The following is a 14,363-nucleotide window of genomic DNA, read 5'->3' as shown; positions in this document are numbered from 1 at the left end:
CTTACAGGTCTCTCGGTTGATCCCGCCAGATCCGGAGGATACTGGCGGGAGTGGGGTCGACCAAATGACGGGCGTCACTCCGCCTCGGGCTCCGGCCGGTCCCGGGCGTCCTGCACCTTCGTCCGGTACAGCCACAGCAGGACGCCGGTGGTGAGGACGCCGAGCGCCACGGCCAGCTCCTTGTACCCCCCGTAGCCACTCACGGAAAAGCCCGTGGCGCCGACGACGAGGATGACCAGGAGGAGGCCCGCGAGGGCCCAGGCAGCGGGCACGAACACGTTCGGCAGCCGGATCGGCCGGGCCATGTCGGGGCGGTCGCGGCGCAGCAGCGCGAAGCCGGACAGGGCCAGGACGTGGGTGAGGATGTAGCCGAGGTTCCCGGTGACGATGATCGCCAACGGGGTGCGCAGCGTGGTGAGCGCCACGATGTTCAGGATCAGGGCGACGACCAGGGCTCTGGCGGGGACCCCTCGCCTGTTGAGGACACCGGCCTGCCGGATCGTCGTGCCCTCGACACCCATGTGATAGAGCACACGGGAGCCGTCGGCAAGGCCCGTGATCATGATGAGCAGCAGCGAGCCGATGAGGAAGACGACCATGAGGTCGGCGCCGCCGCCGATGAGGCGCTGGAACGCGGTGACGTAGAAGGTGGTCGGCTCCGCCGCGATGGGACCCTCGCCCACGTACCCCCCGAGAGCGAGCGGCATCAGCACGAACACGCCGAGGCAGAACAGGACGCCGGCCCGCAGGGCGCGCGAGGTGTCCTTGACGGTGTCCCTGTACTCGGGGGCGAAGGTCGCGCAGACCTCCACGCCGAACGAGGTCCACGCCATGATGTACAGCCACACCAGCGCCTCGCGAAGCCCCGCCGCGCCGCCGTGCAGGCTCCAGTGCAGGTTCGCCGCGGACCAGTCGCCGCTGAGGAACGGGCCGACGATGAACACCGCGAGTGGCACGAGGAGCATGGCGCCGGTGACGTAGACGACACCCATCGCGACGTGCAGGCCGGTCATCGCGGCGGCGAAGAGCAGCACGATGACGACGAGGCCGACGGCGACGGGGAAGTCGACGGTGACGGGGCCGAGGCTCCACGACCAGTCCTGGCCGGGGAACCACTGGGCCTGTACGAGGGAGCCCACGATGCCCGCGTACACGGCGAGCGCGGTGGACCAGGGGAACCAGTAGCCGATGCTGGCGAGCGGGCCGACGACCGGTGCGCGCGATCTCCAGCCCTCGGTGGCGTAGTGGGTGATGCCGCCGGAGGACTCGGGGAACATCGCGGCGAGTTCGGTGTAGATCCAGTTCGCGGCGGTGGCCAGGACGGTGGCGAAGGCCCACAGGGCGAGGGCGCCCCACGCGCCGAGTCCGCCGATGGAGCCGCCGAGGGAGGCGATGAGCGCGGCGGGCATGGTGAGCGACAGGGCGAAACCGTCGTACCAGCGCATCTTCTTGCCGAGGGCGGCCTGGGCGGGGGCCGGTCCCGTGGCCGGGGGCCGGTTGCTGTTGTCGAGTCGGGAGGACATGCGTGATCCCCTTCGGGGTGCATGGGGGGTGCGGCGGGGCGCGGGCCCCGCCGTCGTGAGGGCCGGGTTCTCAGAGGTCGAGGACGAGGCGGCTGCCGAGGCAGCGCGAGACGCAGAGCATCATGGTGGTGGCGGTGCGCTTCTCCTCGTCGGTGAGGAGGTCGTCGCGGTGGTCGGGGTCTCCTGCCAGGACCTTGGTCTCGCAGGATCCGCACAGGCCCATCTCGCAGGACGAGTCGACGGCGACCCCCGCGCCGCGGACGGCGTCGAGCACGCTCCGGTCGGCGGGCACGTCGACATCGATCCCGGAGCGCTCCAGCCGGACGGTGAACGCCCCGTCCGTGCCAGCCGGTTGGGGCGCCGGTGTGAAGCGTTCCGTGCGGACGGGGCCGGGGTGCGCGGCGCGGACCGCGTCGAGCAGTCCCGGCGGGCCGCAGGCGTGGACGGTGGCGTCGGGCCACTCGGCGAGGAATCCGGCGAGGTCGGGCCGGCCGGTCTCGTCCTCCGGGGCGAGGGTGACGGATCCGTCGGGCAGTTCGTCGAGGAAGGCCATGGTGGCGCGGGAGCGGCCGCCGTACAGCAGCCGCCACGGTGCGCCGCGCGCGGCGAGCCGGCGGGCCATGGGGAGCAGCGGGGTGATGCCGATGCCGCCTGCGACGAGCAAATGCCGTCCCGCGTCGGCGAGTTCGAAGTTGTTGCGGGGGCGCGAGACCGTCAGCAGGCCGCCGGGGCGCAGCTCGTCGTGGACGTGGGCCGAGCCGCCGCGACCCTCGGGCACCCGCAGCACGGCGACGCGGTAGTGCCCGAGGTCGGCGGGGTCGGAGCAGAGCGAGTACTGCCGTACGAGGCCGGGGGCGAGGTGCAGATCCAGGTGGGCGCCGGGCGTCCAGGGGGCGAGCGGGGCTCCGTCCGGACGGGCCAGGGTGAGCGCCACCACGCCGTCGGCGACGCGCTCCACGGCGCGGACCAGGAGGCGGTCCACCGCGGGTTCGGGGGTGCCGGGGGCCATCGCGCTATCCCTGCCCGGAGGCGAGCGCCGCCTCGGTGCGGCGCATCAACTCGCCGAACGCGCGCCGGTAGTTGAGGGTGAACAGGTCGGCGGGCGCGGAGAACTCGGGCACCTCACCGTCCCAGGGGACCTCGCGCGGCCGGATGTTCTCCACGATCGGCAGGTCCTCCAGGTAGACCATCTCCTCGACGCGCAGACACTCCTCGATCGAGTCGCCCTGGAAGTCTCGGTCGTTGGCGACGCCCCAGAAGATCTTGACCTGCTCGTAGGAGACCGGGGAGGGGAATCCGGCGACGATGCGCAGGCCCGCCCTCGCGTAGTGGTAGCTGATGCTGGCGAGGCCCGGTGCGGTGCACTGGTAGGCCATCATGCAGTCGCCCTGGGCGGCCCAGTCGCCGCTGCCCGCGTCCAGGGGGCGCTCCATGTGCACGTCGAGTCCGTCGCGGCGCACTTCGAGGGGCTCGACGACCTCCGGGGTCGGCCCCATGGACACCTGGTGGACGAAGGGGAAGTGCGCGACGTCGCGGAAGTTCTCGATGGCGACGGCGACTCCGGTGGGCGAGTGGAGCGGCTCGGCGGCCAGCCACTGAAGGTCCCGTCCGCGCCAGGCCTCGGGGTCGTACAGCTCGGTGACGGGTTCCTCCAGCACGGTCCACACGTGCCCGAAGCGTTCGACGGCCGGGTACACCGGAACCTTCGCCTTCGGCGGGATACGGCCCTGGTCGGCGAGGGAGGGCACGTACGTGCACCCGCCGTCCGCGCCGTCGAAGCGCCAGCCGTGGTAGGGGCAGCCGATCGAGCGGCCGTGGACCTTGCCGAGGGAGAGGTCGGCGCCGCGGTGCGGGCAGCGGCGGGCGGTGACGCGGGCGGTGCCTTCGTCGTCGCGGAACACGGTGAGCTGCTCGCCGAGGAGGACGGCGGGCTGCGGCGCGCCGAGGTCGACGGAGCGGGCGACGGGGAACCAGGAGTGGCGCATGGCGCGCTCTGCCTGCTCGCGTTTGCTGAGGGTGCGGGTCTGCTGGGTCATCAAGAGCCCTTGTCTGTACGGGGTGGGGTCCGGGTCAGATGCCGACGACGAGGGCGCCGCCGTTGACGGGGATCGTCTGGCCGGTGATGAACGAGCCGGTGTCGGCGGCGAGGAAGGCGACCACGTCGGCGATCTCCGAGGGCTGGGCGATCCGCCCGATGGGCACGGCGGCCAGTTCGGCCTCGTAGTTGCCGTCGGGCACCATGCGGGTGGCGACGGCGCCGGGCGCGACGGCGTTGACGAGGATGCGTTCGCCGGCGAACTCCTGGGCGAGGGTCTTCATCAGGCCCAGCTGGGCGGCCTTGGACACCATGTAGCCGTAGCTGTGACCGTCGGGGACCTGCCCCCACTGCGAGTTGACGAAGATGACGCGGGCGGTGTCGCTGCGGCGCAGTTCGGGCAGGGCGGCGCGGGTGAGGTGCAGCGGGGCCCAGACGTTGACCGCGAGCAGCCGGGCGAAGTCGGCGTCGTCGGTGTCCGCGAGACCCGTCATGGAGTGGATCAGGCCGGCGTTGTGCACGAGGATGTCGATCCCGCCGAGCGCGGCGACGGCCCCTGCGACCAGCTTCTCGGCCTGGTCGCGGTCGGTGATGTCGGCGGTGAACGGCACGGCCGTGCCGCCCGCCGCGGTGATCTCGCCTGCGGTGTCGGCGAGTTCGGCGATGTCGAGGTCGGCGAGGGCGAGCTGTGCCCCGCGCGCGGCGAGGGCCAGGGCGTGGGCGCGGCCCATGCCGCGGGCGGCGCCGGTGATCAGTGCGCGGCGGCCGGTGAGATCGGTGTTCATGGGTGCGGTGCTCACGCGGCGGCTCCCGCGGGGTGCGGCTCGGTGACGTAGAGCATGTTGCCGTCGGGGTCGTAGAAGGGCCGGTACCGGTACCAGGTGCCGGACGGGTGGTGCCAGTCGATCTGCTGGTCGGTGACCCATTCGACGGTGCCGTCGAGCGCGGCGTGGGCGGCGTCCAGGTCGTCGACCGCGAAGGCGATCGAGTCGAGGCCGGGGGCGTTCTCGGCGTTGACCTCGGAGCGGCGTGGGGCGTGCGCTCCCGTCTCGGACTTGAAGAGGTACAGCGTGAGGTTGCCGAGGTCGATGGCGGCCCACTCCTCCTCGGGCTCGTACGGGAGGTGGAAAGGCAGGCCGAGGGTGCCGTGGTAGAAGTCCACGAGGCGTTGCACGTCGTGGGTGAGGATGTCCATGTTGTCGATGCGCTTGAGCTTGATCATGCGGTGTGCTGCTCCTTACTCGCTGGTGTGCGGGGTGCGGCAGGGCGGTCCGGGGACGATGCGCAGCGCGCGGGCCGCGAAGTCGATCCGGACGCTCGCCAGGGTCTGGAAGGCGTCGGCGCGGCCGTGCGGGGCGTGCACGCAGACGCCTCCGCTGTGGTCGCGCAGGGCGTCGAGGGCCTCGGTGTCGCCGAGGTCGGCGCCGCGTCCGGTGAGGGTGCGGCGCAGCACCTCGTAGCGGACGAGGGTGTCGGGGTCGGTGACCGGTTCGGTGTCGCCGTCGGCCGCGGGGCGGACGAGGAAGTGGTTGGTGTGCAGCAGCAGCCCGTCGGGGTCGGGCAGCACGTGCGCGGGGCCGCCGGGCCACAACTCCGCGGCGACGGCGGTCTTCCCGGCGTCGAGCCCGCCGACGACGGTGAGCGTGGTGGACGCGGAGACGGGGGCGGAGCCGATGGTGGCGAGGGCCTCGGTCACGGTGTCGCAGGTGTCGAGGAGCCGGCGGGCGATCACGTGGACGGGGACGCCCGGCGTTCCCCCGTCGCGCCGGTGGTGCAGGATGTTGAACAGGCAGCCCACGCCTCGGTCGTTGACGCCGATCTTGCCGACGATGCCGTACTCGGTGAGGGTGACGGTGCGCCGCGGTGGACCTTCGCCGGACGGGTGCGGGATCTCCCACTCCAGCCAGTTGTCGGCGAGTCCGGCGTACCAGTCCCAGTTCTGCGCGGCGAGCGGCTCCTGCCCCGGTCCACGGAGCGCGACGACGGTGCTGCACTCTCCCGCCGCGGGCCCCCGGCGGGCGTCCGCGAGGAGTTCGGTCCTGGCGTTGACGGCGGCGACGGCCTCCACGGGCTGTCCGGAGCCCTCGGCGATCCCCCTGATTTCCTGGGCGAGTTCGGGTGCCCAGCGTTCGACGACAGTGAGGGCCGCGCGCCCGGGGACAGTCAGGCCGGTCAGGCCGCCACGCCCGAACAGCTCACGGTATCCGGCGACGGTCGCGGCGACCCGGTCGCGCCAGGTCTCTCCGAACTCGCGTCCGCGCGCCCTCGGTTCGAGCGCGGTCGACACGAACCGGGTGTGCGCCGCGCTCACCGTCCGCTCACCGGGAGGAGGGGGCGTACATGGTCGGCCACATCGGCGAGCGGCGCGTACCAGGCACCTCCGCGTTCCGCGAACTTCTCGATGAGCCGGGTGAGTTCGACGTAGCGCTGGGGTCGGCCGATGACTTCGGGGTGCATCGTGTAGACGACGTGCCGGCGCTCGGCCCTGGCCAGGTCGAACTCGGCGAGCCAGGACGTGTACAGCTCGCCGGGCGCGGCGGTGTTGCCGCCGGTGTCGATGTTCCATCCGTAGCGGGGCCAGTCGTCGAGGGACCAGTGCACCGGGAGTTCCAACAGGGCTTTGCCGTGGTGGAGTTCGTAGTACGGGCGGTCGTCGCCCATACAGGACGAGTCGTAGCCGAATCCGTGCTCGATCAGCAGGTCGAAGGTCTCCGGGGTCAGCTCCCACGACGTGGACCGGTACCCGACGGGCCGCGGTGCGCCCGCCTCCTCCAGCGCGGCGAGGCCCTGCTCGATCTCCGCGCGCTGCGCGTCCGGCGACACCTTGTCGCTGCGCAGATGGAGGTGTCCGTGGTGTGCGACCTCGTGACCGCCCGTCAGGATGCCTTCCACCAGACCGGGGTGGGTCTGCGCGGTGTGACCCGGCACGAAGAAGGTGGCCCGGATGCCGTACTCGGCCAGCAGCCGCAGGATGCGGGGCATGCCGCGCACGACGCCGTACCGGCCCTCGGACAGAGTCGTCAACCGGCGTTCGTAGGCGGGCCCTTCGCCGAGCCATCCGGCCTCGGCGTCCACGTCGAAGGTGAGGGAGACGGCGGATTCCGCACCGCCGGGCCACCCCCACTCCCCCACCTCGGGCAGCGTCGCTTGCGTCGACATGCTCACACTCCTCAGCGCGTTGCGTACCAGCTCGCGACGACAGCCCCGGATTGCGCAGCAGGCAAGGATTTCGGGGGCGCATCGCGTCACGCCGGGAAACATACGCTGCGCATTGCGCGAACATCAAGGGTCCCGCTCTACGCAATCAGAAATCCGATGGCGGCTTTTGCTACGCGATCAGGAGCGGCGTGCACTCCGTGCGACGCATTACACGAGGTCGACGGCCGATGCCTCGCGCATCGCGCCTAGGATCGCCTCATGACGGAACTCGACGACCTCGACGAACTGGACCGCGCGATCATCTCCGCGCTGGAGGAGGACGGACGCCGGGCGTTCCGGGAGATCGCCCGGTCCCTCGACGTCTCCGAAGGCACGGTGCGCGGGCGGTTCCGCCGCCTGGAGGAGGCGGGCATCGTCAAGATCACCGCGTTCGCGAATCCCGGCCGCTTCAGCAGGGGCAATCTGGCCCTGCTGTTCGTGCGCGTCGCGCCGGAGCGGCACGACGCGGTCGTGGCGGCGCTGTGCGCCTGCGACGAGGTGAGTTACGTGTCGACGACGCTCGGCAAGTGGGACGTGTTCGCCCAGGTACTCGTCGCCGACGCCAAGGACCTGTGGGCCTTCCTCCAAAGTCGGGTCCGTTCGCTCGACGGCGTACTGGAGACGGAGTCGACCCTGGAGGCGGCCGTGCACAAACTCTGGTTCGACGGCCACGGCTCGCCGCAGGTGTCACCCGACGACAAGCCGTCCACGCCGTCCTAGGCCACCTTTTCGCACGCGGCCGCGAGCTCGGCCACCTCGTCCCGCACCGCTCGCGCCAGCACGTCCAGATCGGGCACGGCGTCCGCGTCGGCGACGAGCCCGTAGTGGACCTTCCCGCGGTACGTCGACACCGCCACGGCGAGGGCCTGTCCCTGGGCGAGCGGGGCGAGCGGGAAGACCTCGGTGAGGGGGCAGCCGCCGAGTTTCAGGCCGAGGCTGGGCAGCGGGACGCTCGTGACCAGCAGGTCGAACAGAAGGCGCGCGTTCTGGCCGACGAGGCCGCCGCCGAGGCGCAGGCCGAGCGGTGGCACATGGTCGGCGAGCAGGGCCACGGCGCCCGCACCGCGTGTGGGCCCGGCGTCCTTGCGCCGGTTCATGGCGGCGCGTACGGCGCGCAGCCGCTCCACGGGGTCGGGCTCGGCGACGGGGAGGCGGACCAGGTAGCCGGAGAGCCGGTTGCCCTGCGGGTGGGCGGTGCGGGGCCTGCGCCGGGAGACCGGGACGAGGGCGCGGGGTTCGACGCCCGCGCTGCCGTCGCCGCGCTCGTCGAGCCAGCGCCGCACGGCTCCGGCGACCACGGCGATCAGTACGTCGTTCACCGTGCCGCCGACCGTCTTGCGGATGCGGTGCACGTCGTCGAGGTCGAGCACGACACCGGCGGTGCGCCGGGTGCCACTGGCCTTCGAGGCGAGCGCGGGCGACGTGCGTACCCCCCAGGTGGCGCGGGCGACGGACGCGCCGATGGACACGGCCTGGGTGGCGCCGGCCGCCAGCGTGCGCACGTGGTCGAGGTAGCGGCGCGGGTCGAGGTCACCGAGGGTGATCTCGCGCAGCCCGGGAAACGGCAGGCGCAGGCCGCGGGGCGGGGCGGGCGCGGCCTTCGGGGGACGGGCGGCCGGCAGGTCGACGGGGTCCATGACGCCGGCGGCGAGGGTCAGGGCGCGCAGTCCGTCGGCGAGGGCGTGGTGGAACTTGAAGAGCACGGCGAACGACGTTCCGTCGGCGGCCGGCAGGACGTGCGCCTCCCACGGCGGGCGGCGGCGGTCGAGCGGGCGTTCCATGAGCGCGCCCGCGGCGGCGTGGAAGTCGTCGACGGGGCCTGCCATCCACACGTGGTCGAGCGGGTCGAAGTCGGCGGCGGGTACGCGTGCCGCTCCGCCGACCGGCACGAGCACGCCGGCGATCCGCATGCGCAGGCCCGCCACGCCCGCGGCGCGGGTGGCGAGCAGTTCGAAGGCGTGCAGTGCGGCGCCGGTCCCTTCGGCCTCGAAGACGCCCAACGCTCCCAGGTGCATGGGGTGTTCAGGTGTCTCGATGTTCCAGAAGGTCAGGTCGAGTGGAGCGAGCAAGTCCGAACTCAGAGAGGTCATGGAGGGCTCTCGCGTCGACGACGGTGAGCCCGCAGTCAACCTCCAGCAGTCGATTACGGTCAAGTACGATCACGGCACGCTGCGTTAACAACTGATGAAGACCCACCCCCCTGGGAGGGGTGGGCCTCATGTGACTCACCGGTCTCTCAAGTGACGTGTCTTTTACGTCACTTGAGGGCGGGTGGCGCCGCATCGGCACCGGTCCCCCACGCCGACGGCTCGCCGCCGACGGTGAAGGACAGGTTCCGCAGGCCCCGCAGATCCTCCGTGGTCAGATACGTCTTGTCGTACGCGGCGCCGTCCGTCCGCGCCGACTGGATGTACCGGTTGCCCTCCGAGGTGCCGGGCGCCCGGACGGTCAGCGCGCCCTTCGGGTAGTAGTGCCGGTCGAGCTTGACGTCGACCCGCTCGAAGACGGGCGTGGACAGGCTCCATGTGTCCGTTCCGGGCTGCACCGGGAAGATCCCGATCGACGACAGGACGTTCCAGGCGGACATCGTGCCCAGGTCGTCATTGCCGGTCATGCCGGTCGGGGTGTCGGTGAACAGGGTCAGCGCGGCGTGCACCACATCGGTGGTCTTCCACGGCTGGCCGGTGGAGAGGTAGGTGTAGGGCGCGATCAGGTCGGGCTCGTTCTGCGGGTTGTACTTGTCCGCGTTGTAGTAGTCGTACGGGCCGTTGACCCACACCTCGCGGGCGGTCTTCGCGGGGTCCTTCACCAGCTGCTCGTAGGCGAAGAACGAGTCGAGCCGCTTGTTCGCGGCCTCCTTTCCGCCGATCAGACCGACCATGCCGGGCAGGTCCTGCGGCACGAGCCACTGGTACTGCCAGGACGTGCCCTCGTGGAAGCCTTCGCTCTTCGCCGGGTCGGCCGGTCCCGTAAAGGCGCCCGACGCGTCGCGCGCACGGAAGAATCCGGTCGAACTGTCGAAGATCTTCCGGTAGTTCTGCGCCCGCTCGGCATACCGCTTCGCGTCGCCCTTGTGCCCGAGCTCCTTCGCCATCTGGCCGAGCATGGCGTCGGACAGGGCGTACTCCAGCGTGGCCGAGGCACCGTGGTCGTAATCGGAGTCACCGGGCTTCACATGCTCGCGGCCCTTGATGTACGGCGCGAACCCGTCGGCCAGGTACTGCTTGTTGGCCTCGCGGCCCACGGGGGCGGAGTCGGCCGGCGGCACGCCGTCGGCGTTCTTCTTCAGGGCCCGGTAGGCGTCCTCCTCGTGCCCCTTGAGCAGGCCCTGCTGGTAGGCGTTGGTGAGGAACGGGGTGACCGGGTCACCGGTCATGATGTTCGTCTCGACCGTGCCGTAGCCCCACTTGGGCAGCCAGCCGCTGTCCTTGTCGATGCGGATCACCGACAGCGCCATGTCCCGCGACTCGCGCGGGGCGAGCAGGGACAGCAGCTGCGCCTGAGTGCGGTACGTGTCCCAGAGCGACCAGTTCTGGTAGTACGTGAATCCCTTGGCGCGGTGGATCTTCTGGTCCCAGCCGGTGTAGCGGCCGTCGACGTCACTGCCGATGTTCGGCGCGAGGAACGAGCGGTATAGCGAGGAGTAGAAGGTCCGGCGCACGGTCTCACTGCCGCCCTGCGCCTTGACGTCGTCGAGCCGGTCCTCCCACGCGGACCGCGCCGCTCCGCTCACGGAGTCGAAGGAACGGCCGCCCTCCTTACTGAGGTTGAGCGCGGCGCCGTGCTCGTCCACGTAGGAGATCGCGGTGGTCGCCTCGACGGTGCGGTCCTTGCTGGTGTCGAAGCGGAGATACGCGCCGTTGCGCTCGGCGTCCGCGGCCGAGGACTTCGAGCCCTCGGTGACGGTGTCGCCCTTCCAGGTGCCCGATGTGGTGAAGGGGCGGTCGAACTTGGTGATCGTGTAGAGCGTGTACTGCTTGGTGTCCTGGCAGAAGCCACTGCCGGTGATGGCGGTGCGCACGGTCCTGCTGTCGAGGATGTCGACCTTGGTGTGCACGGTCTTGTGCAGCGACTGGCCGGCGTTGATCATCACGTTGGCCTTGTCGGTGGCCGGGAACGTGTACTTCTGCACGCCGGTCCGCTTGGTGGCGCTCAGCTCGGCGTCGATGCCGGACTTCAGACCCACCTTGTAGTAGCCGGGCGAAGCCTTCTCGTCGTCGTGGCTGAACTCGGCCGCGTACTTCGCGTAGTCCGTGCTGCCGATGTCGCCGACGGTCGGCAGCACCGGCAGATCGCCGCCCAACCCGCAGCCCACGCCGGACAGATGGACGGTGGAGAAGCCCCGGATGTGGTTCTCCGAGTAGTCGTAGCCGGTGTTGTGCCCGGTGTCGGGCGAGAACTGCACCATCCCGAAGGGGACGGCCGCGCCCGGGTAGGTGTTGCCCTCGTTCTCCGTGCCGATGAACGGGTTGACGAGGTCGGTGAGTTGGCCGCTGCCGGAGGCGGCCGAGGCCGTGGCGGGAGCGGCGAGCCCGGCGCCGAGCAGCGCCGCAGCGGCGGCCAGCACGCCCAGCGTGCGGCGGACGGGTCTTGATACGGGTCTGGGGTCGAGTCTTCTGGTAGTGGTGCGCCTGTTCATCGTCGTGCACCCTTCGACAACGTTGTCAGCGTGGGCGATCATTCTTCGCGCGGTCCGACCGCCCGTCAAGACTTCGGCGGCCGCGGGGAAACCAAGGGCGGGCCCGTCGACACGGGCCCGCCCCAGGGACGTACGGGATCAGGAGCAGTTCGCCACGGTGTCCTGCGAGGCGTCGCGGATCAGCGCCCGCTGGGCGTCGGACACCCGCTTCACGTCCGGCTTGACGACGCGGCGGTCGTAGGTGAGCAGTCCGTTCAGCTCGCCCTCGACGTCGGAGATCTGCGTGTAGACGGCGCCGTTGCCGCCCTTGCAGGCGAGCGCCCGCACCTCGTCCAGCTTCTTGAGGTAGTCGTCCGTGTACGTCGCCGGGTCCACGTCGACGTAGGACTGCTGGACGGACCAGGCGTGGCCGGGTACGGCGAGGCCGAGGCCGCCGTACTCGCCCGCGACCAGGGCGCGTTCGCCGTCGGGCTTGGGCGGCAGGGCGGGGCTCGGGTAGCCGTGTTCGTCCATGATGTCGCCGGTGCCGCCGTCGCGGCCGAGGTTGAGCCCGGACTGGCCGTTGATCAGCCGGGTCGGGTCCCAGGACTTCGCCTGGTCGGCGATGCGGCCCTCGTCGTACTGGCCCCAGCCTTCGTTGAAGGTGACCCACATGACGATGGACGGGTGGTTGATGTGCTGGTCGATCATGGTCTTCATCTCGCGCTCGTACTCGGCGCGCGCCTCGGTGGACGGGTTCTTCCCGGCCTCCATCGACGGCATGTCCTGCCAGACCATCAGGCCGAGCTTGTCGGCCCAGTAGAACCAGCGGTCGGGTTCGACCTTGATGTGCTTGCGGACCGAGTTGAAGCCCATCTTCTTGTGCATCTTCAGGTCGTACGCGAGCGCGTCGTCGCTGGGCGCGGTGTGCAGCCCGTCGGGCCAGAAACCCTGGTCGAGGGTGGCCATCAGGAACGTCGGCTTGCCGTTGAGGACGGTGCGCGGGGTGCCGTTCACCTTCTCGACGGAGATGGAGCGCATCCCGAAGTAGCTGCCGACCTTGTCGGCGCCGACGCTCACCTTGAGGTCGTAGAGGAAGGGGTCGTCGGGCGACCACAGGTGCGGCTTGGCGATCTTCAGGGTGAGCGGTCCGCCGGAGGTGCCGGTGGCGGTGGCGACCTTCTTGCCGTCCGCGTACGCGCTCGCCGTGACGGGAACGCCGTCACGAACTCCCTTCGCGGACACGGCCACTTCGCCCGTCTTCACATTCGGCGTCACCTTCAGGTCACCGGCGTGATCGGTGGCGACCGGCTCCATCCACACGGTCTGCCAGATGCCGGAGGACGGGGTGTACCAGATGCCGCTGGGGTCGAGGCGCTGCTTGCCCATGGGCGGGTTCTCGCCCTTGTCCGCGTCGGTCGGGTCGTAGACGCCGACGATCAGTTCCTGGGTGCGGCCCGGCTTGAGGGCGTCGGTGACGTCGGCGCTGAACTTGTCGTAGCCGCCCTTGTGGTCGGCGACCTTCGTGCCGTTCACGTAGATTTCGGACTTCCAGTCCACGGCGCCGAAGTTGAGCCGCAGCCGCTGCTTGTCGCCGACCTTCCAGTCGGCGGGCACGGTGAAGGTGCGCCGGTACCACATGCGGTCCTCGTGGCGCTCGATGCCGGAGAGCTGGGACTCGACCGGGTACGGCACGAGGATCTTCTCGCCGAGGTTCTTGCCGACGGGCGGCTGCTCGCCCTCCTTGGCCGCGGCGAACTGCCAACTGCCGTTGAGATTGCGCCACTTGTCGCGGGTGAGCTGCGGGCGTGGGTACTCGCGGTGGGCGTTGGCCGGGGTGACGTCGTCGCCCCATTTGGTGGTCAGCTCGTGCGTCGAGTGGTTGGGCCCGCTGGACCAGAAGGAGCCGACGGCCGTGCCGTCGCTGCCGGTTAGTCCGCCCTTGCCGTCGTAGGTGACGTCGGCCTGGCCGGGGGCGTCGCCTTCCTTGTTGCCGACGACCGGCTCGTCGAGGCCCACGAGCAGCGCGCGCGGGTCGTCGGGGTCCGCCTCAGCCGTGCCGAGCGGCCACGTGGCGCCGCCGATGACGGCCTTCAGGTGGTCGTTGATGTCGCCGGGGACGGCGCCCAGTTTCTGCGCGAAGTCCAGCTTCAGGGTGCGGCCGTCGCCGAGCACGGTGGTGCCGATGGCGCCGTCGTACTTCCAGTCGTCGGGCAGCCGGAACGCGGAGGACGGGATGGCCTCCTTCTGCGCGCCGGGCTCGGTCCAGCGCAGGTGGAGGTTGGAGCCGCCGTAGTGCTCGAAGTACTCGACCTTGATGTCGACCGCCTTGCCCGCGGTCAGGTCGACGGGCTGGGAGGTCTGTTCCTTGTCCCAGTCGTCGACCCAGTGGTCGATGACCAGCTTGTTGTCGACCCACAGCCGGAAGCCGTTGTCACCGATCATTGACAACGTTGTCGGCCCGGACTTCTCCGGGACGAGCTTCCCGGTCCAGCGCACGCTCGCGTCGTCCGCGCGCCCGGTCGCGGACGACAGCCGGGACTCCAGGCTGTTGAAGTCGATCTGCGGGTCGAAGCCGGTGGCCTTGAGCTCGTCGAAGTCGAAGGCACCGGCGGCGGACTGGGTGTAGTACTCGCCCTTCAGGCCGTGTGGCACGACGGGGTCGTCGTCCGCGGGGGCGGCGGCGCCGGAGGGGGCCACAGCGAGTGCGCTGAGGCCCAGGGCCGCGGTGAGGAGCAGGGACAGGTGCCTTGCGTGACGTCTGAGCGTTCGAGGTTCTCCGGGACTTCTGAGGCTTCTGAGTCTGCTAGTGCGCACGGATCCTCCTGTGCTGGACGCTTCGAGGAAGAGTGGCGGCTCGCCGCTCGGGTCTGTGCAACTGCGGTGCATTGCGTTGGACTTCGTTGAACATTGTTGCCAGGACGGGCAGTTGGCATCACAGCACGGGCGGCCGCGTCCGGCAAGACCGCGGGAGCAAGGTGGTGGTGCG

Annotated in this window: 11 protein-coding genes; 1 reads left to right on the top strand and 10 read right to left on the bottom strand. The window is 70.6% G+C overall.

The annotated features are described in order from the left end of the window. Positions 1-74 precede the first annotated feature (74 nt). The 7 genes from ACFYWS_RS12910 to ACFYWS_RS12880 form a co-directional block, all read right to left on the bottom strand. Positions 75-1,523: an APC family permease gene (locus ACFYWS_RS12910; protein ID WP_389273850.1), complete on the bottom strand. Its 1,449-nt coding sequence runs from the start codon at positions 1,521-1,523 to the stop codon at positions 75-77. A 70-nt stretch (positions 1,524-1,593) separates the two neighbouring features. Next, positions 1,594-2,532 carry a PDR/VanB family oxidoreductase gene (locus ACFYWS_RS12905; protein ID WP_389273848.1) on the bottom strand — a complete coding sequence of 313 codons (939 nt, stop codon included), beginning with the start codon at positions 2,530-2,532 and terminating at the stop codon, positions 1,594-1,596. A 4-nt stretch (positions 2,533-2,536) separates the two neighbouring features. Next, positions 2,537-3,559, bottom strand: coding sequence for a Rieske 2Fe-2S domain-containing protein (locus ACFYWS_RS12900; RefSeq protein ID WP_389273845.1), 1,023 nt, complete (start codon positions 3,557-3,559; stop codon positions 2,537-2,539). A gap of 34 nt (positions 3,560-3,593) precedes the next feature. After that, a complete protein-coding gene (locus ACFYWS_RS12895) occupies positions 3,594-4,358 on the bottom strand; it encodes an SDR family NAD(P)-dependent oxidoreductase (protein WP_389273842.1) in 765 nt (254 codons plus the stop codon). Continuing rightward, complete coding sequence (locus ACFYWS_RS12890; protein WP_389273839.1) at positions 4,355-4,780, bottom strand: VOC family protein; 426 nt, start codon at positions 4,778-4,780, stop codon at positions 4,355-4,357. Before ACFYWS_RS12890 ends, ACFYWS_RS12895 begins: the two co-directional genes overlap by 4 nt. A 15-nt stretch (positions 4,781-4,795) precedes the next feature. Continuing rightward, positions 4,796-5,869: a C45 family autoproteolytic acyltransferase/hydolase gene (locus tag ACFYWS_RS12885; protein WP_389273836.1), complete on the bottom strand. Its 1,074-nt coding sequence runs from the start codon at positions 5,867-5,869 to the stop codon at positions 4,796-4,798. Continuing rightward, positions 5,866-6,717: a polysaccharide deacetylase gene (locus ACFYWS_RS12880; RefSeq protein WP_389273833.1), complete on the bottom strand. Its 852-nt coding sequence runs from the start codon at positions 6,715-6,717 to the stop codon at positions 5,866-5,868. Before ACFYWS_RS12880 ends, ACFYWS_RS12885 begins: the two co-directional genes overlap by 4 nt. Positions 6,718-6,975: 258 nt before the next feature. Between ACFYWS_RS12880 and ACFYWS_RS12875 the strand changes: the two genes are divergently transcribed. Continuing rightward, positions 6,976-7,476, top strand: a complete 501-nt coding sequence (locus ACFYWS_RS12875) for an Lrp/AsnC family transcriptional regulator (protein ID WP_389273830.1) — start codon at positions 6,976-6,978, stop codon at positions 7,474-7,476. On the opposite strand, the gene ACFYWS_RS12870 is transcribed toward ACFYWS_RS12875, so the two are convergent. The 3 genes from ACFYWS_RS12870 to ACFYWS_RS12860 all read right to left on the bottom strand — a co-directional run bounded on the left by ACFYWS_RS12870 (position 7,473) and on the right by ACFYWS_RS12860 (position 14,113). Next, the gene (locus ACFYWS_RS12870; RefSeq protein ID WP_389274129.1) at positions 7,473-8,837 is read right to left on the bottom strand and encodes a wax ester/triacylglycerol synthase family O-acyltransferase; all 1,365 of its coding nucleotides are present in this window, start codon (positions 8,835-8,837) and stop codon (positions 7,473-7,475) included. The two genes, ACFYWS_RS12875 and ACFYWS_RS12870, sit on opposite strands and share 4 nt — an antisense overlap. A gap of 176 nt (positions 8,838-9,013) precedes the next feature. Beyond that, a complete protein-coding gene (locus ACFYWS_RS12865; RefSeq protein ID WP_389273827.1) occupies positions 9,014-11,395 on the bottom strand; it encodes a GH92 family glycosyl hydrolase in 2,382 nt (793 codons plus the stop codon). 138 nt (positions 11,396-11,533) lie between these two features. Beyond that, positions 11,534-14,113 carry a PA14 domain-containing protein gene (locus ACFYWS_RS12860; protein ID WP_389274126.1) on the bottom strand — a complete coding sequence of 860 codons (2,580 nt, stop codon included), beginning with the start codon at positions 14,111-14,113 and terminating at the stop codon, positions 11,534-11,536. Positions 14,114-14,363 lie beyond the last annotated feature (250 nt).

The organism is Streptomyces sp. NPDC002795, assembly GCF_042888725.1.
In the GTDB taxonomy this organism is placed as follows: Bacteria; Actinomycetota; Actinomycetes; order Streptomycetales; family Streptomycetaceae; genus Streptomyces.
The sequence above is the reverse complement of the archived record's forward strand: the minus strand, read 5'-3'. Positions and strand labels throughout refer to the sequence as shown.